Origin of the sequence: Enterococcus infantis, from assembly GCF_049166715.1 — a bacterium.
In the GTDB taxonomy this organism is placed as follows: domain Bacteria; phylum Bacillota; class Bacilli; order Lactobacillales; family Enterococcaceae; genus Enterococcus_C; species Enterococcus_C leclercqii.
In genome coordinates, this window is the sequence record NZ_JBMHFB010000004.1 from 1 (window position 1) to 26,980 (window position 26,980).

Consider the following 26,980-nt stretch of genomic DNA (forward strand, 5'->3'; position numbering starts at 1 on the left):
CATTTGAACTTACTTACAGTAATGGCTTCGTAGAAGGAACGAATAACAAGATAAAAATAATCAAGCGTGTCGCTTATGGATATCGCAACTTCCTGAATTTTCGCTCAAGAATCTACATCATCCAAGGACTGATTTTTGTTTAAGAAAGAGCGAAAAATAAAAAAGCGCTCAGGCAAGAATTTTTTCCTGCCTGAGCTCATTCACTCATTCAATTTGAACTCACCAACACTATTTGACGAAGAGCCGTAATTTAAGGAAATCGTAACCTTCACAATATTGGCGCGGCCGGGATAATATGATAAATTTACTGTTAGGCAATCGTATTCTAGCTCAATTAGTCTTGAGCAAAGTAAGGAGCAAGCTATTTTGATTGATAAGTGTCCACATTGCGGCTTTGAACCGTTGGATGGCAAACTGGTTTGTCCACGGTGCGGCCATGAAATAAAAGAAAATATCGCACAAAAACTACATGAAATTGATGAAAAAAATCGGAAAAGCAATGATTCCGTTTCTTGGTCTGATTTTGAAGATGTTTCCCTGGGGGCATTGATGTCCCAAATGAATGAACAACAAGAACCAAATTTATCTTCACCGGAAACAAAAGACGAAGAGGAAGAGGATTCCGAAAATCCGATCTTGGCTGCGTATATCAAGCGACATCGAATGGGTGTCGAAGATGAGGGGCCAACATTGGAGGAGCTGATCGCAGCTAACCGCAAGGAACCTGCTGATGCACAAAGTAACGAAGCCCTTGAACCCAAGCAGGAGCATTCTGAAAAGGAATCGGCCTCGGCTGCTTCAGAAATATCAAAAGAATCTGGTGAACTACCTGAGACTGATCCAGAAAAGGATACAGCAATCGAGCCACAGGAGCGTAACCTGACAAAAGCTCCTGTGCAATCAGCAGATCAGCCAATTTCAGAGTCGGCAGAAGTGCACGCGGAAGTAAAAGCCTCCCAAGCTTCAAGAAGTACGGAAGAAGCTGAGGCGCCTTTACTAAAGGAAACCGCTGAAGCAGCTGCTCAAAATGTGTCTGAACTGACTGAAAGTGCTGATGGAGATACTGTTTCGCCGGTTACCGATGCATCGTCCATTCCTGTGACAGAAGAGTCAGATGATTTGCCGCTAAAAGAAAGGGCTGATGAGCAACTAGATGCTGAGCAGGAAGAGAATGCTACTGAAAAGACAGTGCCGGTAGAGACTGAAGTAGTAGCGAATCTCGAAGATGAACAAGAAAACCAGCAGGAAAATGAACAAAAAGCCCAGCACAATGGTGTTTCGACTGTCGATTCTAACCCTGAAACACCCCGCAGAGACAAAGCTGCTGCAGTATCGACAGCAGCAAAAACAGTGAAAGCCTCAGGAAATGAACCCAGCGCATCCGTGTCATCGAATGTTTCTGGACAAACAGCACCTGCCGTGACGAAGTCGACTCTTGATGAGCCATCAAAAGGCGGTCGCAAGAAGTGGCCATTCTTGTTGGCGGCAGCTGTTGTTTTGGCAGCGGGGGGCGGCGGCTATGCCTACCACCAGCAACAAGAACAGCAAAAGGCGCAGGCACAAGAACAAGCGGCAGAAAGAGCCCAGGCAGAAGCCAAGTCCTTGCAACAAGCCATTTCTGCTTTGTATCTTGATGAGGATCACCAATTTCTAAAAGCGGGTATCACCCAAGAAGAGTTGGCCTCATTAAACAGCAAGCTAGTCAAAGCTTCTGTTGATAAAGCCGATTTGGAAAAAGAATTTGCTGAAATCAAGACAAAATTTCAACTGCAAGAAGACGTCAATAAGTTATTTCAAGCGCCAGTCATTGCCGGCTCTGAACTGAAAAAAGATGTTCCCATCCAACCGGATAGTGCGCTTGATTTTGAATTGCCCACACAAGAGACACCTTTTAGTAAACTATTGGAAGAAGCCGTAGCAGAGTTCAAGCAGCAACAAAAGGATTTAGCTGCCGCCAAGACAGCGCTTGATCCCTTGATAAAAGAAGGGAAAGCTGTCGCCAATCCAGCTGAAGCTGATTATCAAAAGGCACAAAAGTTGGTAGCGGCCTTACTAACAAGTGAGCAAAAAGAACAGCTGCAAGCGCAATTGAAGACGGTGCAAGCAAAGATCACTGCTAACAAGGCAGCTGCAGAACAAGCCGCCGAAGCTGCTGCTAATCAAGCCGCACAAACTACGGCAGATGATGCTGGCACACCTGTTGAAAATAACGCTTCAGATTCAACGGCAAGCGGCTCAACTAGTGGAGCGGTAACTGACAACCAAGGCAGCTCGTTGCCAGCAGAAGCTTCACCTAACATGGTACCAAACACGGACAATGCACCGATATTAGGATCAGTAGCATCTGACATTGCTGACAGCAGTAACCCAGCATGGACCTGGGCACCAGGCATTAAAGAACAAGTCTTAGCTATCTGTAAAGAGCGGGGATACATCGTTGAGGGTGGCTATAAACTAGAACCAGTGCGTATTGAAAATGGAGAGGGGTATTACAATCTTTTTGCTACCAATAACCAGTCAGCGCTAACCCAAGGAATGGCTGATGATCAATTGCCTTTGTATTTAGTCACAATCAATTGTAAAACGGGCTATTTCCGTGGTAATGGTAACGATCATACCATTCGTTGATGCAACTGTAATTTTCCGAAAAATTCTGAAAATCCTTGTTCGTCCTCCTTTTTTTCGATATGATGTTTTCAATCGAATAAAAAGGGGGACGTTGTCATGGAAGCAGGACAAAAGGGTTATTTGACGTTCCGCGACGGAGTAAAAGCTTGTGTTCCAACAATACTTGGATACTTGGGGATTGGTTTCGCCGCTGGAGTCGTTGAAAAAGGCGTAGGATTGTCGATTTTAGAAATCGCGTTGTTGTCGTTATTGGTGTATGCCGGCAGCGGGCAGTTTATCATTTGCGGCTTATTGGCTATCGGAGCACCTGTTTCGTCTATTATTGCTACCGTATTTTTAGTTAATCTACGACATTTTCTGATGAGTCTATCGGTGACCTATCATTTTCGTGGGCGAAGTCTGCTTAGTAATATCGGTGTTGGAACACTACTGACTGATGAATCATATGGTGTTTTGACGACGGCGTTACAAGAAGGTCATTCCGTGACTTCCTCGTGGATGCACGGATTGAATGTTGCTGCTTATCTTACATGGCTTGTTGCCAACCTCACTGGTGGACTGCTGGGCCAGTTTATTCCCAGCCCGGAGCGTTTCGGGCTGGACTTTGCACTAACGGCTATGTTTCTAGGGCTATGGCTGTTTCAAGCCGAACTGCCATTGAAAAAAAGAACCCGTCAGACAGTGCTTGTTCTGCTTACTGTTGTTGTTTCGTTGGTGATCTTAATGCGAGTTTCAACTGCTGAGATTGCTGTTATCGGAGCGACATTGTGTGGCTGTCTGGTAGGCGCTTTTAGTGAAAGAAAAGAGGTGATTCAATGATCTCTACTGAATTTTTGGTATTGGTTTTAGGGTGTGCAGTTGTAACTTGGATTCCCCGCATTTTGCCCTTTACTATTGCTGACAAATTAGTTTTTCCTGAGCCTGTGAATCGTTTTTTGAGTTTTCTGCCACTGTGTATTCTGACAGCGTTGCTAGTACAGAGTCTGTTGAATTTCCGGACTGGTCAGTGGCCGACTGTTAAGGTATCCGAATTAGTAGCGTGTTTGCCTGCTTTAGTGGTAGGCTATTATACAAAAGACCTTATGAAGATTGTCATTGTCGGCATCGCTGGTATTGCCTTGCTACGTTTGCTTTTGGGCTAAGTGTCTAATTTTAACGGGGCTATCCCCATGGAGGAACGAATATGAATGAATTACTAGCAACTGTCTTCAGCGGCTTGGTGACGGATGAAAATGAAACACATTATTTCATCCAAAAAAATGGTTTTACTTTTCGCTTGCGCAAAACGGAGGGGGAACATCAATTAGGAGAAGCAGTCGAAGGATTCGGCTATCTCAATCAAAAGCAAGAGCCGTCATTTACAACTGTGATTCCCAAAAGTCGTAAAGGACATTATGCCTTTGCAGAAGTAACTGAAACTCGCCGGGATCTTGGGGCATTTGTGGATATCGGCTTGCCAGATAAAGATATTGCAGTTTCTCTTGATGAGTTGCCTACGATGCGGGAGCTGTGGCCCAAAAAAGGCGATCGACTGATGGTTTCTTTGCGGGTAGATCACAAAGATCGTATTTGGGGCACATTGGCGGATGAAAAAATTTTCCGCTCATTGAGCCGACATGGGATTGAAGAACAAAAAAATAAAGACATCGCTGGAACGGTATTCCGCTTAAAGTTAGCAGGAACATATCTGTTAACCGATGATTTTTATATTGCATTTGTCCATCCTTCTGAACGCTACATGGAGCCACGTCTTGGTGAACAAGTCAAAGGACGAGTCATCGGTGTTCGGCCAGATGGTGTATTAAATGCTTCATTGAAACCACGGGCCCATGAAGTTATCAACGATGATGCAGAAATGCTGTTGGTGTATTTGGACCGATCAGCAGATAAAAAAATGCCTTATACAGACAAATCTGATCCAGAAGCCATCAAGAAGATGTTTGGAATCAGCAAAGGCCAGTTTAAGCGAGCTATTGGTCATCTGTTGAAGGAAAAGCGCATCAAGCAAGAAGACGGCTATACAATCTTACTTCCTAAATGAGAATGACTTGTTTTATTCCCGATTATTCTTTATAATAAGTTTAATTTGATAGAGATGATTCGTCATCTAGATTGTAATGATTATAATGTAACAGCAAGGAGATCTGGGAAATGAACACAAACAGCGCATTGATGAAAGTCAAGAAGCAACTTCACGAAGCCGGCTTCAAATTAACTCCGCAACGTGAGGCCACTTTGCTGGTTTTGCTGGAAAACGAAAAGGATCACCTTTCCGCTGAAGAAGTTTTCTTTTTTGTAAAACGAAAAAGTCCCGATATCGGTTTAGCAACGGTCTACCGCACGTTGGAAATTTTGACGGATCTTCATGTGGTAGATAAAGTCAGCTTTAATGACGGTGTTGCCCGCTATGATCTTCGCAAAGAAGGAGCTAAGCATTTTCACCATCACCTGCTGTGCCTTGAATGCGGAAATATTGAAGAAATTGAAGAAGATTTGTTAGGTGAAGTGGAAGAGGTAGTGGAGAGTCGCTATCATTTTGCTGTCAAAGATCATCGGCTGACTTTTCATGGAATCTGTCGCCAATGTCAAAATAAACAAGAAAAAGTTTTATAACGCGACAAGAACCCTGTGACAGCGATCATTTCTGAAGGATAACTAGCGAATCGTTTGACAGGTTTAACAATGAAAAGAGAAGCAACTTCTGGTTTTTCTTCACAGAAGTTGCTTCTCTTTTTATTGGCTCATGTTTGCTTTAGAGAAAGGATAAGGTGATTGTCACAGCTTTTCGTATGGGAAAGTAGTCGTCCGCTTTTGAAGTGAAACTGACAGGATGTTATCCGCTTAAGATAGAAAATAAAGAGACAGCTGCGAATCATTTTTTCAGGGTCAGTTTAACGACGACTTCACAACGGGCAGTCTGGGGAAACATATCCACGGATTGTAAATAAACTACGTCATAGACTTCTGAAAGCTGCACCAGATCGCGAGCTAGCGTGGAAACATTGCAAGAAATATAGACTAATTTTTTCGCGGGGTAGCGCTTTAGTGCTTGGCGCAGCTTCTGATCGAGACCGGTTCGAGGAGGATCTACGACGATAGCGTCAGGTCGAAAACCTTCAGAAAGCCACTGTGGTAGCAGCTCTTCCGCAGTACCGGTTTCGTAACGAGTATTTTTCAAGCCCATTTGCTCAGCGTTCTTGCGGGCATCACTAATGGCAGCTTCGATGATATCCATTCCGCGAATTTCTTTGGCTTTGTCTGCCATACTCAATCCGATGGTACCCACACCGCAATAAGCATCCACAAGCGTTTCATTTTCTTGTAAATCAAGTGCTTTCGCTGCTTCGCGATAAAGGACTTCAGTTTGTGCCGGGTTTAGTTGAAAAAACGCACGGGCAGAAAGGTCAAAGGACATTCCTAAAAGCTCTTCACGAATGGCTTCTTTTCCCCAAAGGTGCCGCGTCTCGTCTCCCATCACCAAGGATGTTTTTTTACTTTGAACGTTTTGCATGATTGAGACGACTTTAGGCAGCCGTTGAGTAATTTCTCTAATTAGTGGGTTCTTCTGAGGCAGTTTAGTCGTAGCGGTCACGAGAACGACTTGCAGTTCACCCGTTTGTTTGCCGGTACGAACTACGATCGTTTTGACAATGCCGCTGTTTTTCTTTTCATCATAAATTGGCAGCTCGTATTTATTCAGTAATTGTAAAACAGTATTGATAGCTTCTTGGGTATCCGGCAGTTGGACTGGACAATCATTGATTGCGACAAGTCGATGGCTATCTCGCTCATAAAGGCCAGCCACCGCTTTTTTTACAACCGGATCGTAGCGTAATTGAAATTGCGCTTTATTACGATAGTGCCAAGGTTCATCCATACCCAATGTAGGGAGCAGCTGATATTCCTGCCAGTTTTTTGGCTTGAACTTAGTCAGTGCTTGTTGCAAAAGATCTTTCTTGAAGGCTAGCTGAGCCGGATAAGACAAATGTTGAAGTTGGCAGCCGCCGCAACGCTCATAAAAAGGGCAAGGAGGCGTAATCCGATCCCGACTCTTCTTTAGAATGTCATCTAAGCGTGCTTCGGCATATTTTGTTTCTCCGCGAAGAATAGTCGCTTGGACTTCTTCGCCGGGTAAGGCACCGGGAACGAAAATTGCCAGGCGGCGATAGTAGGCAATCCCCTCACCGTTGATTCCCAGGCGCTTGATCTTTAATTTGAGTTTCTGGCCGTTTTTAACGACGGTTTGCGACATAAGATTCCCTCATTTCTGAAATTCTACATTATTTTAACACATCACGGCCGTTGAAAAAGTTTTTTTATGTTAAACTGGAATGTATGTTCCCCGATGAGAAGAAAGCAGGTGCAGGTGAATGGATAGGATAACAGTGACTGGAATTGCCAAAGACAAGGGCGGCCTTTTTGTGGTGAAGTTTTCCAATCAGGAGCGGCTGCGGGTTTCTGAAGACCAGCTGGTAAAGTATCGGCTTTTGAAGGGACTGGAATTAACCGAAACTGAGCTTGAAGAACTAAAAAAGAGCAGTACCTATGATCTTGGCCTGCAAGAAGCGTACCGCTATGTCAGCTATCAATTACGCACGGAAAAGGAGCTGCGCCGCTTTCTTAAAGACAAGGAGATATCGCCAGAAGATGTTCGGAGAATTTTGCAACACCTGAAAGAATTACATTTGATGGATGATCTGGTTTTTGCAGAAAGCTATGTCCGAACCCAGATGCGTCTTTCTGACAAGGGCCCAAGAAATTTGAAACAACAATTGCTGCAAAAAGGCGTTTCTGAAGATCTGATCCAACAGGCACTAGGACTATACAGTCAAGAAGATCAGCAGGAAGTTGCGTTAAAAACAGCAATGAAAGCCCAAAAAAAAATTCATGGGAAAAGCTTTAAAGAAACCCAACAGAAGATTCGGCAGACCCTGATGCAAAAAGGCTTTGATGGGGAAGTAATCGATGCTGCCTTCGCTGAGTTGCGGATTGAAAAAGAAGCTGATTCTGAAGCCGCAGCTTTGGCCAAAGAAGGAGACAAATTGTGGCGCAGACATCAACGAAAACCGCCACGAGAGCGCAGGCAAAAAGTCAAGCAAAGCCTGTACCAAAAAGGTTTTGATTTAGATGCTATACAAATTTATATTGAAAACAAGGAAACTGAAGATGACGAATAGACCATGGGACACCCTTTCCAAAGAAGAGATCAAACAACTGCAGGAGAACTTTTTAGATTGGTATGACGAAAAGAAGCGTCACCTGCCTTGGCGGATGAATACCGATCCTTATCGTGTCTGGATCTCAGAAATTATGTTGCAGCAAACCCGTGTAGACACGGTAATCGACTACTATTATCGCTTTATGGAAGAATTTCCCACGATTCACGCCTTAGCCACAGCAGATGAAGAAAAACTTTTAAAAGTCTGGGAAGGGTTGGGCTATTATTCCCGGGCGCGTAATCTACAAGCGGCTGCAAAACAAATGGTAGCAGACTTTGCTGGAAAAATGCCCGATACGGTGGAAGAGATTGCTTCTCTCAAAGGGATTGGTCCTTATACGACGGGTGCCATTGCCAGTATCTCATTTGGCCTGCCAGAACCGGCTATTGACGGCAATGTTATGCGAGTAGTCAGTCGCTTATTTGAAATCGAGGCAGATATTGCAAAAGCTTCTTCCCGCAAAATTTTTGATGAAGCCATGCGAAAAATTATACCAAAAGCTGCACCAGGTGATTTTAATCAGGCGTTGATGGATCTCGGATCAAGCGTTTGTACCCCCAAAAAGCCAGAGTGTCCCGTCTGTCCTTTAAAAGACTTTTGTTTGGCTTATAAAGACGATAAGATGACTGATTTCCCCGTCAAGACCAAAAAGCAGCCTCCAAAACCGGTTTATTATGTGGCTGCTGCTATAGAAAATAGTCAGGGGAAGTTTTGGTTAGTGCAACGTCCGGAAAACGGGCTTTTGGCAAAAATGTGGACCTTTCCGCTGCTGGAAATCGACGAAACGCATTACCAACAGCTAAAGACAGGTTTTAATAAAGAAGAGTCGCTGCAAATGGAGCTTTTGGTGGCAGAAGAGGATAAAGCGGAGCAGGTGCTTCCTTTTGAAGAAGCTCATGTTATTTGGCAGAAACGGCATTTGGGTGAAGTGACGCACGTATTCAGCCATTTGAAGTGGCACCTGTTGCTTTTTTATGGGCGAATGGTCGGCGGCGAAGCACCAGAGAAAATGCCGGGACAATGGGTTGCAAAAGACGAATTTTCAAAGCTTGTTTTTCCAAAGCCACAGCAAAAATTGGTGGAACAGCTTGATAAAAATCGGAGGGATAACAAAGTTTTCTAGTCAATATCTGCTTTTATTGATATAATGTTCCCGATGCCGGGTTTGTGACGCTCGTAACCAGGATAATGTGACATCCGCTCAAGAATGATTCCTGCTTTTTGCGCAGGTCCGTTGCAAATCCAAGAAGTACGTGTGTTTCATGAAAGCTGATTTCAAGCTGCAAAACGGGTTGATTTGGCTCACAAATCCTAAACGATAAGCAATCATGCTTGCGAGGGAAGGGTAACTATGCGAATTCCGAAAGAAGGCGAGTTTGTAACCATTCAAAGTTACAAACACGATGGCAATTTGCACCGTACGTGGCGTGATACTATGGTATTGAAAACCAGTGAATATTCAATGATCGGCGTCAACGACCATACCTTGGTCACCGAATCAGATGGTCGGCGCTGGGTGACACGAGAACCGGCGATTGTTTATTTCCATAAGGAATGCTGGTTCAATGTAATCGCGATGATCAGAGAGAAAGGAGTTTCCTATTATTGCAATCTGGCTTCACCCTATTTACTGGATGAAGAAGCGTTGAAGTACATCGATTATGATCTGGATATCAAAGTATTTCCAGATGGTGAAAAGCGCTTGTTGGATGTGGATGAGTATGAACTGCACTCTAAGATTATGCACTATCCTAAAGACATTGACTTTATTTTAAAGGAAAATGTCAAAATCTTGGTAGATTGGATTAATAATGGGAAAGGCCCGTTTTCAGAAGGCTACATCGATATCTGGTATAACCGCTACAAGCAATTGTCACAAAAATGACGAAAACTGCTGCAGAAAGTCTGTGGCAGTTTTTTTGGGCGCTTTTTTGGTAGCTCTTTTTGAAATGGACGTTGAAAATCGTCTTTTTAATCAAGGTGTTTTTTAAGCCAAAATTAAGGCAGATAGGGTAAGATTAAAGATGACAAAAACAGGAGCTGTGACGAGAATGAAAAAAAAGAGTGGGCTGATCCTGATTGCTGCCACAGCAGTCATTGCAGCAGGTTTACTAGGAAGTTTATACTATTTTAATCAGGAAGAAGATGCAGTCGCAGCACCGACTGATTCGAGTAGCAGTCAAACGACAGCTGCCTCCTCGTCATCTGAATTGCCGGAACGAGGGATTACGACAGAAAAAATGGTAGCCGCCTATGTGGATCCGTCCTTATACGATACCGATGCCACTGAGGAAACGGCCAATGACTACGTTCAAGTGAAAAAAACGGTTGATCCTGAAAGTGAAGTTCTTACTAAGCTTCATCGTGGAGAGTGGGCGGCTTATTTGGAAACAGAGGGCGAATACGTCAAAGTCCGAGCCGATTCCGGAAAAGAAGGCTATATCCCTAAAGCAAATGCCGGGACAATAGTTGAAGTCGAGCGTAGAGAAAAAGCAACAAATCTTAGCCAGCTCTCCGTCGTCTTGGATGCTGGACATGGGGGAATCGACACTGGTGCAGAAAGTCCGGATGGCAGTGTGAATGAAAAAACACTAACCTTAAAAACGGCTGAAACGGTAGGAAAACTGCTTTCTGACAATGGGGTGCATGTCACTTATACCCGCACAGAAGATAAGCTGTTGGCACTAAAAGATGTGACGGCAGCCGCCCAAAAAGAAAATCCGGATATTTTTATCAGTTTTCACTACGATAATTTCGATTACGCCAATGGCATGCAGGGTTTTACCACTTATTATTATTACAACGAAGGACAAAAGTTTGGGGATACTGTCTCAAAAGCATTGGGTCAGAGTTTACCATTAACGAATAATGAGGTTCGCTTTGGCAACTATTATGTCATTCGGGAAACCTATGTTCCAGTCAGCCTGTTGATTGAGCTGGGCTACGTAAACAGTGATCACGATTTAGCTGAGATTACAAAGGCGGATTACCCGGACAAAGTTGCCCAAGGGATATTAGCAGCACTAAAAACTTATATCCAATAGCTGTCAAAGAACAGCGCAATTTTTTTACTTGCAACTTTGCCTAATGCAGTCATGACTAGTTAGCAATAAAAAAGGTTGTGACAATTCTCTTGTCAGTGACTTTCGAAACGAACACTACCAAACGCAAGACCCCAAAAGCCGACGAACTTCCATTAAAAACATTGGAAGTTCGTCGGCTTTTTATTGCGAAAAAATTCAAACACAGACTTTCCTTGCTTTCATCAAGGAAAGTCTGTGTCGTTCACTTTTGCTTCTATAGGTATGATCGTGTTCCTGCTACGGACTTGACCCAAGGATTGTCGCAATTATTTGCTGGCATACCCTTTTTTATCTCTATTGATGAAAGGTTCGCCATTTACTACATAAAAGTAATTTGTTTCTCACCTTGGGTAGTCTTGATTTTACAAGACATTAACAGGCGGATTGCCATAGTTTTAGTGACGTTTGTCCTGTGTTATAAGTTGCCTAGCGCTAGAGTCAGAGGTCTTTTGTCATTGCGATATGATCGATTCCAGCATCCTGGAAAACAGGACCATAGGCGGTGAATCCTGAATTTTCGTAAAATAAACGTGCAGTTAATTGGGCGCCGAGTGTGATTTCCCTAAAGCCTTGTTCTTTTGCGAAACGTTCAGCTTCTTCTAAAACCTTTTCTCCGAGACCTCGCCCTCGTGCTTGTTTAAGAACGGCCATTCGTTGTAATTTGACCTGATTTTCATCAATGGGCAATAGTCGGGCAGTTGCAAGAGGCTCACCTTGATCGTAGAGTACAAAATGGATCGCATAGGCTTCGTCTTTGTCGATCTCTCGCGACAAAGGCACCTGTTGTTCTTGAACGAATACTTTATGTCGGATTTTGACGGCATCTAAATAGATTCCGCTCATGGTATCTTTGGTATGAACGATCACCATTTCTTGACCTCCTGTTCATTTGCTAAAAGCCATAAATTAGCTTTTCTTTAGTATAACTGAAAAGCACAGATTTGGAATAACGAGATGAATCGAAAAGTTTGTTCTTTCCAGTATGTATTCTGTAAGGTTTTTGGTAAGATGGACACAGATACTTTTTAACTGACTGATAAAAATGGCTGTATTTTCTTTTAAAAATTGTCAGTATGCAAAATCTCAGTTAGCAGTGCAGAGGCCTAGTTTTCTGTTCTGATAGTTAGTTTAAAGAAAGTACGGAAAGGAATAAATATATGCTGGATAAATTGAAGAACTCCAAGCTGATGTTCTGGTCTTTGGAACTTTTGATTGTAGCCACACTGATTTTAGTTTCCACCAAGATCAATTTTATTTTTCAACCTATTGGAACTTTCTTCACCACGTTGTTTGCACCAGTGCTGGTTGCCGGGTTTCTTTACTATTTGCTAAATCCAATCGTAGGTTTGCTGACAAAGCTGACCAAGATGAAAAGAATCCTCGCAATCGTGATAGTGCTCTTATTGTTGCTAGGGGTAATTGTTTGGACTGTGTTAGCGGTGATTCCAAATCTGGTCAAACAGTTGGCTTCATTGGCAGAAAATACGCCTTACTTCATCAGTTCCGTCCAAAAATGGCTGACAGAAATTGCTAAAAATCCAATTTTTAATGGTGTTGATATCGAAGCTCAAATTGACAAACTGGATATTTCTTATGGCAGCATCATTCAAAAGTTTCTTAGTGGTTTGTCAAATAGTTTAGGCTCGATTGTCGGTGGTATTGCTTCCACGACGATGACTGTCGTGACAGCGCCCTTCATTTTGTTTTATATGTTGAAGGATGGGGAACGCCTAGTGCCAAATATTCAACGCTTTTTCCCTGAAAAGCGGCGGGAGCAGATTGTAGAATTGTTAGGGCAGATGAACAAGACACTTTCTAGTTACATCAGCGGCCAAGCAATCGAATGTATTTTTGTTGGGACGTTCACTTTTATCGGGTATCTGATTATAGGCGTCGATTATGCCTTCTTATTTGGGATGGTCGCCGGGATCACCAACTTGATTCCATACTTGGGACCGTATTTGGGCTTGCTGCCAGCTGTGGCAGTGACTGTTTTCAGCTCGCCACTGCAAGCGCTGCTGTGTTGTGTAGTGGTTTTGATTGTTCAGCAGCTTGACGGAAATGTGATTTACCCAAATGTTATCGGCAAGTCACTTCAGATCCACCCATTGACGATTATTCTGGTATTGTTGGTAGCAGGAAATATTGCTGGACTTTTAGGCATTTTCTTGGGAGTTCCTTTCTATGCTATTTGCCGGACCATAGTAATTTTCGTGATTCGCATGATAAAAGATGATAAAATCAAGCAAAATCATTCCCTTTTGACCGATAAAACCACCAGTCTTGAGAAATGATTTTTATTGCAAAGAAAAACGCTTTATGATACGATTTTAACGTGGATTTATCCACGTTTTTTTCTACCCAAAACTAATTTTGAAGATGAAAGAGAGAGAGTGCCATTATGAATGCTGACCCCGAGAGTCAGTCGCTTTTTGCGCAGATATTGTTATTGATCGTTTTGACGTTGATCAATGCCTTTTTAGCTGCCTCAGAAATCGCTGTTGTATCCGTCAATAAAAATCGGATCGAACAAAAAGCTGAAGAAGGAGATGTCAAATCCCAGAAACTGTTGAAGGTATTGCAAAATCCTACCAACTTTCTGTCTACAATCCAAGTGGGGATCACCTTGGTCAATATTTTGTCCGGTGCATCCTTGGCTGATACGCTTTCTTCCCGCTTAGCCCCTGTATTAGGTGGCGGTGCTGCTGCAAAAAGTATTGCAAATATCATCGTGTTGGCTATTTTGACGTATGTTTCTATCGTCTTCGGTGAGTTGTATCCTAAACGAATCGCGATGAACAAATCCGAAGAAGTTGCGAAGTTTACTTCTGGCATCATTCGAGTAATCGGCGCAATTGCAAAACCTTTTGTCTGGCTGTTGTCGGCTTCTACCAGCTTATTGGCACGGATTACACCGATGGACTTCGATGATGAAGATTCCAAGATGACCAGAGATGAAATGCGTTATATGTTGGAAACAGAAGGTGTTTTTGAAGAAGATGAGCTGGAGATGCTTCAAGGAATTTTTTCTTTGGATACTAAGGTTGCCCGTGAAGTCATGGTGCCTCGTACGGATGCCTTTATGGTGGATATCAATGATCCGGTAAGAGAAATTTTGACCGGCATTCTAGCTGAAAACTACTCACGAATCCCAGTCTATAATGACGACAAGGATAAGGTCGTCGGGATTCTCCATACTAAGAATTTGTTGAAAGCTTCTTTCAAAGATGGTTTCGACAAGTTGCAGATCAAAGAGATTATGCAAGAGCCGCTGTTTGTTCCTGAAACAGTGTTTATTGATGACTTGCTGTATGAATTGAAAAAGACGCAAAATCAAATGGCGATTCTTTTGGATGAATATGGTGGTGTCGTCGGCTTAGTTACATTAGAAGATTTATTGGAAGAAATCGTCGGTGAAATTGATGACGAATCGGATGAAGTGGAAACCCTGTATGAAAAAATTGCCGATAATGAATACGTGATTCAAGGACGGATGTTGATTGATGAGTTCAATGAAGCATTCGGGACTGACTTGCATATGAGTGACGTGGATACGATGGCAGGCTATTTGATTACTGCATTAGGGACAATCCCAGATGCTGATGATGCACTTTCCTTTGATGTGGACAATGTAACCTTGATATCAGAAGAAATGGAAGGCTCCCGAGTGTTGAAAATTCGTGTTCTTTTCCATGATCCAGAAGAACATGAGGTTGAACCGGAAGAAGAGCGACGCCATTTTCGTAAAGAATTCGAAGACGATGAGCCTCGCAGATGAACTGCCGGCGGTGGAAAAAAACGCCGTAAACAAGTGGTATCATAGCTTTAAGGTGGATGGACAAACGTCCTGTCTGCGCCTTTGGAAGAAGCGCTCTCAAACGTGAGCTGAAAGGAAGACGGAGCTGTGACAATAGTTGAGTCACCGTCTTCTGAAACGAATAATACCAAACGTGAGACTCCAAAAGCCGACTATTTTCCTTGGAATCATTGGAAGATAGTCGGCTTTTCATTGCTAAAAATTTCAACTGCTGGCTTACCTTAATTTCATCAAACACTGGTTAAGTCCGTGTCAGCCCCTTTTATTTATACCTAATGAAAACAGGCTTTCCTGTCGGATAATTCTTGCGGCTGTGGATTTCTACTATCGAAATCGACGGTTATTTGCTATGATAGAAAAGCGAAAGTTGAGGGGAAGACTATGGAAGAGCAAATTGTTGATTACCTTCATTATTTGCTGATCGAAAGAGGCTTGTCAAAAAATACCCGTGAAAGCTATGAGCGGGATCTGAATCAATACCTGGATTATTTGAAAAAAAATAATATTACTTCTTGGCAAAATGTTGATCGCTTTTTAATTTTAGGATTACTGCAGCAGTTACAGACTGAAGGGAAATCTTCGGCAACAATCGCCCGCATGATTTCAAGTTTGCGCCGCTTCCATCAATTTTTGCGGCAGGAACGTTATACCGATCACGATCCGATGCAACACATCGAATCACCGAAAAAGCAACAACGCTTACCGGATACGCTGAGTCTGGAAGAAGTGGAGCAGCTTATTGAAACACCAGATACAAAAGAGCTGTTGGGGCTGCGAGACCGGGCGATATTAGAGGTTATGTATGCCACTGGTTTGCGAGTCAGCGAATTGATTGGCTTGAAATTGAAGGATTTGCATTTGAGTATCGGTCTGTTGCAGACGTTGGGTAAAGGAGACAAAGAACGCATCGTACCTTTAGGAGACTATGCAATTGAATGGCTTGGTCGTTATTTGGATGAATCCCGACCACTATTGACAACTAAACATCCTGAAGAAGATCATTTATTTGTCAATCACCACGGAACAGGACTGTCGCGGCAAGGAATTTGGAAAAATCTCAAACAGATCGTGCGCCAAGCAGGAATCACAAAAACCGTTACACCTCATACGCTGCGTCACAGCTTTGCCACCCATCTTTTGGAAAATGGGGCGGATCTTAGAACTGTACAGGAGTTGTTAGGGCACGCGGACATTTCGACGACACAAATCTATACGCATATTACTAAAAAACGCATGACCGATGTGTACAAAGAATATTTTCCGCGGGCTTAAATCGCCCCGCGAAGTGAGAGGAATCGGCAGTTGGAAGAGATCAAAATCAAATTGGATGTTTTTGAAGGACCGTTAGATCTGTTGTTGCATCTGATTCAAAAGTTGGAAATTGATATTTACGATATCCCAATTTCTGATGTGACAGAACAGTACATGGGTTACATTCATGCGATGAAGACACTGGAGCTGGAATTGGCAGGAGAATATTTGGTAATGGCCGCGACATTGATGGCGATTAAATCCCAAATGCTACTACCAAAGCCTGAGCTGGAGCTAGAAACCGAAGAGTATGAAGAAGATCCCCGTGAAGCATTAGTGACTCAACTTTTAGAGTATCGGAAGTTTAAATATGCTGCTGAGTTATTGTCTGAAAAAGAAGAAGAGCGCAGCCAGTTTTATACTAAAGAACCGATGGATGTTGATGAATATAAAGATGAGGATCCGGCACTACCAGAAAACCAGTTGACGACTATCGACTTGTTCTTGGCCTTTCATGCCATGTTGGAAAAACGGAAAAAACGGCGGGTAGTTGAGACTACGATTGCCGCAGATGAGACTTCAATTGAAGATAAGATGACGGACATTAAGAACTCTTTGTCATCACTTTCTCCAAATGTAGGACGCAGCTTAGCGACATTTTTGACCAGCTATTCCAAGGCTGAGATTGTGACTACATTTATGGCGATGCTAGAGTTGATGAAAAATCGCCAAGTTCGTGTGACACAAGAAGAGAATTATTCGGAAATCATGCTTTATGCAGTGAAAGAGGACGAGGCAAATGAACAAAAAGAGTGAATTGGAAGCACTGCTGTTCGTCGTGGGTGATGAAGGAATCGGTTTAGACGAGCTGAGTTTTCTTTTGAGCACGAAAACAGTGGCAGTTTATGATTTGATTCAGGAACTGCAAAAGGATTATCAGGAAAACACGGCCTCTGCTCTAAATATATTGGAAGTTGGAAACCATTTTGTACTGACCACTAAGCGAGAGTTTGCGCCACTATTGAAAAAATATGCCCAATCGCCACTAGCTAATCGGCTTTCTCAGGCGGCTTTGGAAACATTGGCAATCATTGCTTATAAACAGCCTATCACAAGAATCGAGGTCGATGAAATACGAGGAGTTCAGTCTTCGGGTTCTGTCCAAAAGTTAGTCGCACGACAGCTGGTTGAAGAAAAAGGCCGTGTGGATGGACCAGGGCGAGCCATTTTGTATGGGACTACCACGTATTTTATGGATTATTTCGGGTTAAAGGGATTAGAGGAGCTGCCGGATATTCAATCGATGGAAAGCGAGCTCGAGGAAGAATTGCCGTTGGATCTGTTTTTTGATCGCTACCAAGAGGAGTTGGCCGATGCTCAGGTTGCTTCAAACGTTTATCAGGAGCAGCAGGCACAAAAGAAAAGTGAAAATGAGGAATTAAAAAGGGATGATCCGTCGCGAAACGATGAAGCAATTCTAACGGAATCTTTAGCAGAAATAGAAGACGACGAATTGACAGGATTTACTTCTTTGTCAGGAAATGAGGAAAAATAGATGGAAAGATTACAAAAGGTGATTGCTCATGCCGGCATCGCTTCAAGACGAAAAGCAGAGGAGCTGATTTTAAATGGGCGGGTCAAGGTCAATGGCGAGCTGATTAGAGAATTAGGTGTCAAAGTCAGCAGCAAGGACCGTGTTGAAGTGGATGATGTGCCAATCTATCAAGAAGAACCGGTGTATTTCGTATTTTACAAACCCCGCGGTGTGATTTCGGCAGTTTCTGATGACAAGGGCCGCAAAGTCGTAGTGGATTATTTCACTGATGTGCCGGAACGAATCTATCCAGTAGGACGGTTGGACTATGACACCTCTGGCTTATTGTTGTTGACAAATGATGGTGAGTTCGCCCAACGATTGACTCATCCGAAGCATGAGGTAGATAAGGTTTATGTTGCTAAGCTCAAAGGTGTGGCGGATCAGAAAAACCTGTATCCACTGACAAAAGGTATGCGCATCGAAGGCCATCGCGTAGCACCGGCTCGTTATGAAATTCTGTCAACTGACTTGAAAGCACAAACCAGTATTGTTGCTTTGACGATTCACGAAGGACGTAATCATCAAGTTAAAAATATGTTTCAGGCGGTGGGCTTGCCAGTTCAGAAATTGAAACGGGAAAAATATGGTGACTTGACGTTAGCAGACTTGCGCCCGGGAGAATTCCGGCAGCTGAATAAAAAAGAAGTGGCGTCTTTATTAAGTCAATCCAAGTAATAAGAATCAAAGACTTGCAATAGATGCCAGTTCCTGTATAATGAACCTGTAAAACTTAATAAAGGTTCGTCTTCAGGGGCAGGGTGAAATTCCCGACCGGTGGTATAGTCCACGAACCGTCGCACTGCGGCGGCTGAATCGGTGCAATTCCGATACCGACAGTACAGTCTGGATAAAGAAGATAGGGCTTATTTGTGCGCACTATGCCAGATGACTCTAACTCTGTTTTCCCCTGGAAAGCAGGGTTTTTCTTTTGCCGTCGATTTTTTATTGCGACAGCAAATGGTGACAGAGTTCCGCGGAATCTGACTAAGGCAGCAAAGAGGTTCGTTTGAAGATGGATCCTTTACCACTAACGAGGAAATAGACAACTGTTTCCTGACACCAGAGGAGAGGATTTCAAAATGAAGAATACCAAAGTTCAAAAAATGATCGGAGTCGCAATGTTTGCCGCAATCGGGGTCGTATTACAGTACTTGTCATTTCCACTGATCCCAGCTTTCGCCTTTATGAAAGTAGATTTCAGTGATACGCCTGTACTGATGAGTATGTTTATCTTTGGTCCCGGTGCTGGAATTATGACTGCTTTTATCCGCTCAGCGATTCATCTGCTAACCAGCGGATTGGAGCCGACCAATATCGTTGGGGATGTGGCCAGCTTCATGGCTACCACTATCTTTACCCTGCCGATGTATTACTTCTTCAAAAACGGCGCTGCCAATCTTAAAAATAAAGTATTGGGAATTGCTACGGGTATCGGGGCCATGACACTCTTTATGAGTATTGCCAACTATTTTGTGATTACACCGCTTTACTTGAGTTTTTACGGCGTAACAGCCGATATGATGTTGAAAACAACGCTGGGCCGCTACATCGCAGTTGGAGTCGTTCCTTTTAACTTAATCAAAGGAATCATCGTCAGTGGTGTCTTTCTAGTTATCTACACGAAATTATTGCCATGGCTTTCCAAAAAACAACGGGAACGTCAACAACGGGCAATCTAATTGCACGCCAAGAGTCGGAATAATCGCGGCATTACCGGCTTAAATGCGAACAATAGCAAATCTGAGTCACACGAAAAGACAAGTCACTTCCATCAAAAAAAGGGGAGGTGGCTTGTCTTTTTAGTGTTAAAAATTTCAAATGCTGACTCATTCACTACTAGGAATGACCTTCTTTGAGTTTCACCATCAGCTATCAAAGAAACAAATAGATAACGATTTTCTGAAATAATATTCCCGGTTGGAGGGTGGGGGTGAGGTGGACAAAAAAAGAAAACTCAGCTAACATAATGGTGCGAGTTGCGCTTTTATTGTCTGTAATAAAAGCTGACTGAAAATTAAATATGACGGAGATAAGACTTATGACATTTATTAAAAAAGAACATCAGGAACAAGCGGTAGCTGCTTTGTTGGAAATCGCTGCGATTCCCTCGGTATTAGACGAGACAGACACAGCACCGGGGCAGCCCTTTGGTCGTGGTTGTTTAGAAGCATTAACTACTACACTGGCATTGTGTGAGGCCTTGGGGTTACGAACGTTTCAAGATCCAGAAGGGTATTATGGTTACGCAGAAATCGGTGAAGGGTCGGAGTTGTTTGGAATTTTGTGCCACTTGGATGTTGTGCCGGCAGTCGGACAAGATGGCTGGCTGACAGAACCATTTACACCTGAAATCAAAAATGGCGCAATCATTGCTCGCGGGACACAAGATGACAAAGGGCCGACAATCGCCGCATTGTTCGCTGTTAAAGCATTGATGGATGCCGGTGTGACATTTAATCAACGGGTCCGCTTTATCTTTGGCACGGACGAAGAGAACTTGTGGCGCTGTATCAACCGCTACAACGAAAAAGAAGAAATGATTACTGCCGGCTTTGCTCCAGATTCAAAATTTCCGCTAATCTTTGCTGAAAAAGGACTGTTGCAGGTTTACCTGACCGGTCCTGGCTCAGATACGGTTCAGCTTTCGGCTGGTGGGGCGATGAATGTTGTTCCAGATCACGCTGAATATCAGGGAATATTAGCAGAAAAAACTGCGCAAGAGCTTACAAGATTGGGTTATTCTTTTGAGCAAAAGGAGGGTCAGCTCACCGTTTTAGGTAAAAGTGTCCACTCCAAAGAGGCTCCAAAAGGCACCAATGCCATCGTTCGTTTGGCAAAAGCGCTGGCGGCAGTAGACACCTCTACTGCCATCAAATTAGTCGGAGACGTCATCGGAGAAGATGCCACCGGAACCAGCTTTGTCGGGAAGTTTTCAGATGATGTGTCGGGAATGATGACAATGAATGTTGCCACGCTAGAGATCACTGAAGCTCAGTCGAAAATCGGATTGGATCTGCGTTATCCAGTGACTTTGGAAAAAGATGTCCTGGTTGCAGCTCTAACCAAAACAGCTGCCGAGTATGGTTTTACGTATACTGAACACGATTATTTGGCACCGCTGTATGTTCCATTGGACAGTCCCTTGATCCAGACTTTACTAGCGACATATCGAGAGTTAACCGGTGATATGACGGAACCCTTTGTAAATGGCGGCGCAACTTTTGCACGGGCGATGAACAACTGTGTCGCGTTTGGCGCTATGTTCAGTGATACGCCAGACTATGTTCATCAAGCAAATGAACAGTGGGCGCTTAGCAGTTTGTACAAAGTGATGGAAATTTACAGTGAAACCGTGTACCGCATGTGCTGTGAACCTCAAGTAGAAAAATAAGCACAAAATTACTAAAAAATCCGGTTCTAAAGCAACAGCCGCACACCCATTGAAACTAATGATGGCGAGGTGGCTGAGCACAGTACCGGATTTTTTTATAAAGTTTATAAAATGTAGTCTGGAAAATTATGAAAGTGTCCAGGCTTCAAGCTGCCACTTAAAAAAACAGCGTATCTTAAAATGAAGGGCGCCTTGACTGATAGCCACTAGAGATTTTCTATGAGGATGGCGCGCACCGGACATTTTTGCGCGGCCCGTTTGACGGCGGCTTCTTCTAACGGACGGACAAACTGTTGTGAAGCTTCGGGCTCTTCTTTAAAAAGAATGATCCCATCTTCATCATAGTCAAAGATATCAGGAGCATACACAGCACAAAGGCCGCAGGCGATACAAAGTTCCGGTTTTATTTTGCAAATTGGTTCCATTATGATCACTGCTTTCGGAGGTAATATCGGATGGATGAGTTCATTTTAGGAATATTCGAAAAAAGATCTGTTTTAAAAGGCAGCACTCTTTATCAACTTTTGACTGGTAGACGTACCAGTTCGGTGTTGGTGTACGGGTGTTTAAACGATCTTTTACCGTTTTGGGGCCTGTTCCCCAGACTTTCAGAAGAAGCCTACCAGGGTATTTTGAAACAGCTGGAGGCTACCGGTAGTCTGGAACAGGACTCAACGGGATTTTATCATAAAATAGCCGACGAATCATCTTTGTCACTTGAAAAGGCGGCGGTTTTAGATGCGTTGGACAATTTTCGTTTCAATAAAAGTGGTGAACAGGGCTGGCGTTTAATTCGTTTTGCGATCCAAGCAGTCTCTGAGTACCGGCGCTCGAAAAATTTTGTTCCCCTGGAAACAGCTCCCAAATACACTGAACCGGTTAGGCAATTGATCCGCAGTCAGGGGGTTGCGGCAAGAGCAACATTTTATGACGAACTCAGTTGCTTTTTTTCTGAATTGCCAGAGAGAATCGCTGACGAATTGGCGCAAAGTTTGACCGGATATCAGATGGATGGAAAAGCCGATTACCAACTGCTGCCTCAGAGCTTACTGGAAAAGCCGTGGCAAGAGTTAGCGATAAAGGCACGACAGCAGCTATTTATTAAGACTGTTGCAGCACATCCTGAAACTATCAGCTATAAGCTTTATCAGCAGGTTGCTTTTTCTGACGCCAATCAAAGTGCCTTAATCAGCCGTCGTCTTTTTCAAGCAGGAGCCAGTATGGAAGACGTCATGGCTCAGCGGCATTTGAAAGCCGGCACGATCAACGATCATTTGATTGAGTGGGCGCTGTCAGATTCTGAGTTTCCTTATTCTCGTTTTTTTGATAACCACACGCTGGACATATTGCAGCAGCTTTCTGGCGAGCCGGTGGCGTGGCGTTATGGGGACATCGCTCAAAAAGAAGCGATTGATTACCGGACATTTGCTTTGTATCAGATTGCAGCAAAGCAGGAGGTATCCTTATGCTCTTGAATCTAGCACTGAAAAAATATTTCGGCTATGACGAGTTCAGACCGGGGCAACGAGAGATCATCGAAAGCCTGCTGTCAGGAAAAAATACGTTAGGGATTCTGCCCACCGGAACCGGCAAAAGCCTCTGTTACCAATTGCCGGGCTATTTATCAGAGGGACTGGTGGTAATTGTTTCGCCACTAATTGCCCTGATGGAAGACCAGGTGGCTTCGTTGCAAAGAAGTGGCGAAAAGCGGGCAATCGCATTGAATTCACAACTTTCACGGGAAGAAAAAAACTTTTTGCTGGCACGATTGCCGCAATACAAATTTTTATTTCTCAGTCCTGAAATGTTGCAGAATACAGTGGTAATTCAGGCCTTGAAACGACAACAAATTGCATTTTTGGTTGTGGATGAAGCCCATTGTTTGTCTCAGTGGGGCATCGATTTTCGACCTGAATATCGTCTGTTGCCAGACACTATTCGGGAACTTCAACAGCCGCCGGTTTTAGCGTTAACGGCCACTGCCACAAAAGAGGTGGTCAAAGATATTGCCAGCCAACTGTTGGGAGAAGAGGCGAATGTCTTTCAATATTCTGCGGATCGCCCGAATATCGCTTATTTTGTTGAACAGCCAGCAGAAAAAGAAGCGTGGTTAAAAAGTTATTTAGGTGAGCAGTCGGGCATCGGTTTGATTTATTGTGTCACCAGAACTGAAGTGGAGCATTTGTATGAGATACTAAAAGAGCAGTTTTCTGTTGGTTATTATCACGGCGGTCTGGCCAGCGATCAAAGACGGTTGCTGCAAGACCAGTTTCTAAAGGGGAAACTGCGAATCATGATCGCTACCAATGCTTTTGGAATGGGAATCAACAAACAAAATCTGCGCTTTGTCGTTCATTATCAGCTACCGGACAGTCCGGAAAACTATTTGCAAGAAAGTGGTCGTGCCGGAAGAGACGGTGCACCGGCGACGGCTATTTTATTGTATCAACCCGGGGATGAACAGGTTCATCGCTATTTTCGACAAAAATTACAAGAAGAACGGCAAGGCTTTGAACGTATTCTAGCAGTACAAGAGACGTCGGGAAGAAGGCAGCAAGTCTTGAGTCCGCTGCAGGAAAAATGGCTTCATCTGGAAAAACAAGCGGATTCTGGTCAGCTTGCTGCACAGTTACTGACAAATGAAGTTCAAAAAGAGCAGCGGTTACAAGCGATGTTAGATTATGTCGCCTCGACTAGCTGTCGGCGGGAGTATTTGGTGAGGTATTTTGGTGAAACGAATATAGCGATTCCGGCGCGTTGCTGTGATTTTCATGAGGGAAAATTGTATCTGCCGGCAGATACAATTGCTTCTGAAAATTCGGAAACCAGTGTCAACCAAGATACAGTCGAAGGTTGGCAGAGCATTTTACTAAAATTATTTAAAGAAGAGATTCCCTTGTGATTTTATAAGACACCTGCTGATATCCTGTGGTATAATAGCGAACGAATGATTGCAGGAGGACAGACTATTGAGTAAAAAAGATGATTACCAAAACAATGACACACAAGAGCCATGGGAACAGCCAATTTATGACACCGACAGCGATGATTTAGGGTCACGGGCCCAACAACGTCGCAGTAAAAACGGCAACAAGATGTTTTTGATTATTCTAGTTGCACTATTGGCCGTGTGTATCGCCATGCTTGTAGGTTTTTATATGCTGGTGACCCACGACAATAAACGGGCGGCTGTTCCAGAAAGTACGACGACTGAAACAACGACTATCTCCAGTACGACAGCAGAAAGCTCAACTGCAGAAAGCTCAACATCAGAGTCTTTTACGACAGAAAGTTCCACTGTAGAAAGTAGCAGTGCACCGAGTGAGTCACAAGTGGCAGAGCAAAATCCCCCTCAAAGCACTGAGCCGAGTGTGAGCCCTGAGGAAAATCAAGCAGGCGACAACCAGGGTGGCACTACGCAAAACGCGGCAGATCAAAACGCCGCTCAGCAAGGACAAACTGGGCAAGGCCAAACGAATCAAAACCAAACCGATCAGCAAACCCAAGCAGGTGATACCGTGACAGTACGAGATGGTGAAGGGCCTAATCAAGTGGCCGCTCGTGCAGGTATCTCAGTTGAAACATTGTATCAATTGAACGGAATCGACCCCAACAACTTCATGTTGCATCCGGGGCAAGAACTCCGCATTCGCTAAGAATTGGAGGTTCATCGTGAAAGCGGTGGGCCTTTTCTTATGCAAATCGCAGTCATTTCTAAATTACCGCAGCCAGCGGCAGTTGGATTTGAGGGCGGATTTGCTACGATCAAGCCTGAGAATAAAGGGGCTTTTTCACGTTAAGCCGTGATAAAAATCCCCAGGCAAAAAGAGGAGTAGAGGCATTGGAAAAATTCAACATTGCAATCGATGGTCCGGCATCATCGGGGAAAAGCACGGTGGCTAAAATCTTAGCCAAAGATTACGGCTTTATTTATACTGATACAGGAGCCATGTATCGCAGCGTGACTTACTTGGCCCTCAAACACGGCGTAGCTTTTGATGACGAGGCGGGTTTGGTCGCGTTGATCGAAAAGTATCCGATTACCTTCAGCCAAACACCGGATGGACAACTGGTATTTTGTGATGGCGAAGATGTCACCGCAGCTGTTCGTTCCACCGAAGTGACTAATAACGTCTCTGAAGTCTCTGCTCATGGAAAAGTTCGTGAAGAGCTGGTTTATCAGCAGCAGAAGATTGCGGCTGATGGCGGAGTCGTGATGGACGGACGTGACATTGGAACGGCTGTTCTACCGGATGCGCGTGTGAAAATCTTTTTGGTTGCAAGTGTTAAAGAGCGGGCTGAACGTCGGTATAAGGAAAATCTTGAAAAAGGGATTCCCACAGATTTGGAGACGCTCAAAGAAGAGATTCAGCAACGGGATTTCCTGGATTCAAACCGCGACGTTTCACCTTTGAAACAAGCCGAGGATGCGGTTAGAATTGATACGACCGGAATGAGTATCCCAGATGTCGTCCAAGCAATTAAAAATGTGGTTGCTGAGAAAATCTCTCAAGGGTGAAGAAAATTTCGTTGAAAGATTATTTAATGAGAGATTTTGTTGGGCATATCCCGATGAAAACAAGAATATTACAGAGAAATAAGAGAAATCGCTTTATTTTTCGCAAATTTTATTTTAAACTTAAGAGTGAAGTCTAGATATGCTTTATCTATTATTGTGTTGGTTAGGAGGACATGAGTCATGACAGAATTGAACAATCAAGTAGACGGTACTGAATCAATGGCAGACGCTCTGGAAAGCTTCGGTGAAGTGAAAATCGGCGATGTTGTCAAAGGAGAAGTATTGGCTGTTGAAGACAAACAGGCCATCGTCGGTATCGAAGGGGCCGGTGTTGAAGGGGTAGTTCCTGCAAAAGAACTTTCTACTTTACCCGTCGAAGACATCAACGAAATTATTAAAATAGGGGATGTCTTGGATCTGGTCGTCATCTCGTCCATCGGTAAAGACAAAGAAAACGGTAGCTACCTGCTTTCAAAACGTCGTCTGGACGCGAAGAAAGTTTGGGAAGACATCGAAAAAGAATTCCAAGCAGGCAATATCATTGAAGCCCCTGTAACCGATGTGGTGAAGGGCGGCTTGGTAGTAGATGTGGGCGTGCGTGGATTCGTCCCTGCTTCTATGGTGGAAGATCATTTTGTAGCTGATTTCTCAACTTACAAAGGGCAAACACTGGCGTTCAAGATCGTTGAAATTGAACCTTCAGAAAATCGCCTGATCTTGTCTCACAAAGCGGTAGTCGAAGCTGAAAAAGCTGGCAAAAAACAAGAATTGCTGTCTTCTATCCAAGAAGGCGATATCATTGAAGGAACTGTGGCTCGCTTAACTGATTTTGGCGCCTTTGTAGATCTTGGGGGCATCGATGGTTTGGTCCATGTTTCTGAAATTTCTCACAGCCACATTGCAAAACCAAGTGATGCGCTGAAAGTCGGCGATAAAGTGCAAGTCGCTGTTTTATCTGTGGATGCAGATCGTGAACGTATTTCCTTGTCCATCAAAGATACACTGCCTGGACCTTGGGACAATATCGAAGAAGTTGCTGCTCCTGGCACAGTTCTGGAAGGAACTGTGAAACGTTTGACAAGCTTCGGTGCCTTTGTGGAAGTTTTCCCAGGCGTTGAAGGTCTGGTGCATATTTCGCAAATCTCCCACAAACACATTGCGACTCCTCATGAAGTACTACATGAAGGGGACGAAGTGAAAGTGAAGGTTTTGGAAGTGAATCCACAAGACCATCGAATCGCATTGAGTATCAAAGCTTTGGAAGAAAAGCCAGCAGATGCTAAAGAAGAGGTCGAAGAAGTTGAAGAGTATGTGATGCCTGAAGAATCTACCGGCTTTTCTATGGGAGATATTTTGGGTGCTGCTTTGCAAAACGATTCAGAAACAACTGAAGAAGATAAATAAGCGACTATTTGAAAAGCCGAGACGTAAAATGATGTCTCGGCTTTTTTTGTGCATCCTAAAGAGGAGGGATA

General features: G+C 43.7%; 25 protein-coding genes, 1 pseudogene and 1 riboswitch. Of the genes and pseudogenes, 23 read left to right on the forward strand and 3 right to left on the reverse strand.

The annotated features are described in order from the left end of the window. The 6 genes from ACOMA8_RS05415 to fur all read left to right on the forward strand — a co-directional run. Nucleotides 1–143 (forward strand): transposase (locus ACOMA8_RS05415; RefSeq protein WP_421369503.1); only part of this gene is annotated, 143 nt, incomplete at its 5' end. 223 nt (nt 144–366) lie between these two features. Continuing rightward, entirely contained in the window at nt 367–2,628 is a 2,262-nt protein-coding gene (locus ACOMA8_RS05420) for a cell division site-positioning protein MapZ family protein (protein WP_421369182.1), read from the forward strand. Nucleotides 2,629–2,724: 96 nt separating this feature from the next. Next, on the forward strand, nt 2,725–3,447 hold the full coding sequence (locus ACOMA8_RS05425) for an AzlC family ABC transporter permease (RefSeq protein ID WP_421369184.1): 723 nt from the start codon (nt 2,725–2,727) through the stop codon (nt 3,445–3,447). Beyond that, nucleotides 3,444–3,770, forward strand: a complete 327-nt coding sequence (locus ACOMA8_RS05430; RefSeq protein ID WP_421369186.1) for an AzlD domain-containing protein — start codon at nt 3,444–3,446, stop codon at nt 3,768–3,770. Before ACOMA8_RS05425 ends, ACOMA8_RS05430 begins: the two co-directional genes overlap by 4 nt. Before the next feature lie 41 nt (nt 3,771–3,811). Next, nucleotides 3,812–4,669, forward strand: a complete 858-nt coding sequence (locus ACOMA8_RS05435; protein WP_421369188.1) for a CvfB family protein — start codon at nt 3,812–3,814, stop codon at nt 4,667–4,669. A 110-nt stretch (nt 4,670–4,779) separates the two neighbouring features. Then, nucleotides 4,780–5,241 carry a ferric iron uptake transcriptional regulator gene (gene fur / locus ACOMA8_RS05440; protein ID WP_161900477.1) on the forward strand — a complete coding sequence of 154 codons (462 nt, stop codon included), beginning with the start codon at nt 4,780–4,782 and terminating at the stop codon, nt 5,239–5,241. A gap of 259 nt (nt 5,242–5,500) precedes the next feature. Here fur and rlmD read toward each other — a convergent pair whose 3' ends face one another. Then, complete coding sequence (rlmD, locus tag ACOMA8_RS05445; RefSeq protein WP_421369190.1) at nt 5,501–6,880, reverse strand: 23S rRNA (uracil(1939)-C(5))-methyltransferase RlmD; 1,380 nt, start codon at nt 6,878–6,880, stop codon at nt 5,501–5,503. Between the two features lie 118 nt (nt 6,881–6,998). On the opposite strand from rlmD, the gene recX reads away from it, so the two are divergent. The 4 genes from recX (at nt 6,999) to ACOMA8_RS05465 (ending at nt 10,891) form a co-directional block, all read left to right on the forward strand. Beyond that, nucleotides 6,999–7,805, forward strand: coding sequence for a recombination regulator RecX (gene recX, locus ACOMA8_RS05450; RefSeq protein ID WP_421369192.1), 807 nt, complete (start codon nt 6,999–7,001; stop codon nt 7,803–7,805). Continuing rightward, nucleotides 7,795–8,970 (forward strand): A/G-specific adenine glycosylase, encoded by a 1,176-nt coding sequence (mutY, locus tag ACOMA8_RS05455; RefSeq protein ID WP_421369194.1) that lies wholly within the window; start codon nt 7,795–7,797, stop codon nt 8,968–8,970. Before recX ends, mutY begins: the two co-directional genes overlap by 11 nt. A gap of 228 nt (nt 8,971–9,198) precedes the next feature. Further along, nucleotides 9,199–9,732 (forward strand): nucleoside tri-diphosphate phosphatase, encoded by a 534-nt coding sequence (ntdP, locus tag ACOMA8_RS05460; protein ID WP_161900481.1) that lies wholly within the window; start codon nt 9,199–9,201, stop codon nt 9,730–9,732. Between the two features lie 166 nt (nt 9,733–9,898). Next, a complete protein-coding gene (locus ACOMA8_RS05465) occupies nt 9,899–10,891 on the forward strand; it encodes an N-acetylmuramoyl-L-alanine amidase (RefSeq protein WP_421369197.1) in 993 nt (330 codons plus the stop codon). 477 nt (nt 10,892–11,368) lie between these two features. Here ACOMA8_RS05465 and ACOMA8_RS05470 read toward each other — a convergent pair whose 3' ends face one another. Next, nucleotides 11,369–11,800, reverse strand: coding sequence for a GNAT family N-acetyltransferase (locus ACOMA8_RS05470; RefSeq protein WP_161900483.1), 432 nt, complete (start codon nt 11,798–11,800; stop codon nt 11,369–11,371). Nucleotides 11,801–12,087: 287 nt separating this feature from the next. On the opposite strand from ACOMA8_RS05470, the gene ACOMA8_RS05475 reads away from it, so the two are divergent. From ACOMA8_RS05475 to ACOMA8_RS05510, 8 genes and pseudogenes are all read left to right on the forward strand, one after another. Beyond that, nucleotides 12,088–13,224 (forward strand): AI-2E family transporter, encoded by a 1,137-nt coding sequence (locus tag ACOMA8_RS05475; RefSeq protein ID WP_161900484.1) that lies wholly within the window; start codon nt 12,088–12,090, stop codon nt 13,222–13,224. A gap of 107 nt (nt 13,225–13,331) precedes the next feature. Next, complete coding sequence (locus ACOMA8_RS05480; RefSeq protein WP_161900485.1) at nt 13,332–14,708, forward strand: hemolysin family protein; 1,377 nt, start codon at nt 13,332–13,334, stop codon at nt 14,706–14,708. A 420-nt stretch (nt 14,709–15,128) separates the two neighbouring features. Then, complete coding sequence (gene xerD, locus ACOMA8_RS05485) at nt 15,129–16,019, forward strand: site-specific tyrosine recombinase XerD (RefSeq protein ID WP_161900486.1); 891 nt, start codon at nt 15,129–15,131, stop codon at nt 16,017–16,019. Nucleotides 16,020–16,049: 30 nt separating this feature from the next. Further along, nucleotides 16,050–16,814, forward strand: coding sequence for a segregation/condensation protein A (locus ACOMA8_RS05490; protein WP_161900487.1), 765 nt, complete (start codon nt 16,050–16,052; stop codon nt 16,812–16,814). After that, nucleotides 16,798–17,361, forward strand: a pseudogene (gene scpB, locus ACOMA8_RS05495) (SMC-Scp complex subunit ScpB); the annotation flags it as partial. The gene ACOMA8_RS05490 and the pseudogene scpB, both read left to right, overlap by 17 nt. A gap of 192 nt (nt 17,362–17,553) precedes the next feature. Beyond that, the gene (locus ACOMA8_RS05500) at nt 17,554–18,270 is read left to right on the forward strand and encodes a pseudouridine synthase (protein ID WP_421369200.1); all 717 of its coding nucleotides are present in this window, start codon (nt 17,554–17,556) and stop codon (nt 18,268–18,270) included. A 64-nt stretch (nt 18,271–18,334) separates the two neighbouring features. After that, nucleotides 18,335–18,457, forward strand: a riboswitch (FMN riboswitch). Between the two features lie 217 nt (nt 18,458–18,674). Further along, nucleotides 18,675–19,274 (forward strand): ECF transporter S component, encoded by a 600-nt coding sequence (locus ACOMA8_RS05505; protein ID WP_161900490.1) that lies wholly within the window; start codon nt 18,675–18,677, stop codon nt 19,272–19,274. Between the two features lie 359 nt (nt 19,275–19,633). Next, nucleotides 19,634–20,986: a M20 family metallopeptidase gene (locus tag ACOMA8_RS05510; RefSeq protein ID WP_421369202.1), complete on the forward strand. Its 1,353-nt coding sequence runs from the start codon at nt 19,634–19,636 to the stop codon at nt 20,984–20,986. A 206-nt stretch (nt 20,987–21,192) separates the two neighbouring features. On the opposite strand, the gene ACOMA8_RS05515 is transcribed toward ACOMA8_RS05510, so the two are convergent. Continuing rightward, nucleotides 21,193–21,411, reverse strand: a complete 219-nt coding sequence (locus ACOMA8_RS05515; protein WP_161900492.1) for a ferredoxin — start codon at nt 21,409–21,411, stop codon at nt 21,193–21,195. 30 nt (nt 21,412–21,441) lie between these two features. Between ACOMA8_RS05515 and ACOMA8_RS05520 the strand changes: the two genes are divergently transcribed. The 5 genes from ACOMA8_RS05520 to rpsA all read left to right on the forward strand — a co-directional run bounded on the left by ACOMA8_RS05520 (nt 21,442) and on the right by rpsA (nt 26,909). After that, nucleotides 21,442–22,461, forward strand: a complete 1,020-nt coding sequence (locus tag ACOMA8_RS05520) for a helix-turn-helix domain-containing protein (protein WP_421369204.1) — start codon at nt 21,442–21,444, stop codon at nt 22,459–22,461. Beyond that, on the forward strand, nt 22,452–23,888 hold the full coding sequence (locus tag ACOMA8_RS05525; protein ID WP_421369206.1) for a RecQ family ATP-dependent DNA helicase: 1,437 nt from the start codon (nt 22,452–22,454) through the stop codon (nt 23,886–23,888). Before ACOMA8_RS05520 ends, ACOMA8_RS05525 begins: the two co-directional genes overlap by 10 nt. Nucleotides 23,889–23,955: 67 nt before the next feature. Continuing rightward, complete coding sequence (locus tag ACOMA8_RS05530; RefSeq protein ID WP_421369208.1) at nt 23,956–24,642, forward strand: SAG1386/EF1546 family surface-associated protein; 687 nt, start codon at nt 23,956–23,958, stop codon at nt 24,640–24,642. Nucleotides 24,643–24,827: 185 nt separating this feature from the next. Beyond that, nucleotides 24,828–25,505 (forward strand): (d)CMP kinase, encoded by a 678-nt coding sequence (gene cmk / locus ACOMA8_RS05535; RefSeq protein WP_421369210.1) that lies wholly within the window; start codon nt 24,828–24,830, stop codon nt 25,503–25,505. A 180-nt stretch (nt 25,506–25,685) separates the two neighbouring features. Next, complete coding sequence (rpsA, locus tag ACOMA8_RS05540; RefSeq protein WP_421369212.1) at nt 25,686–26,909, forward strand: 30S ribosomal protein S1; 1,224 nt, start codon at nt 25,686–25,688, stop codon at nt 26,907–26,909. Nucleotides 26,910–26,980 lie beyond the last annotated feature (71 nt).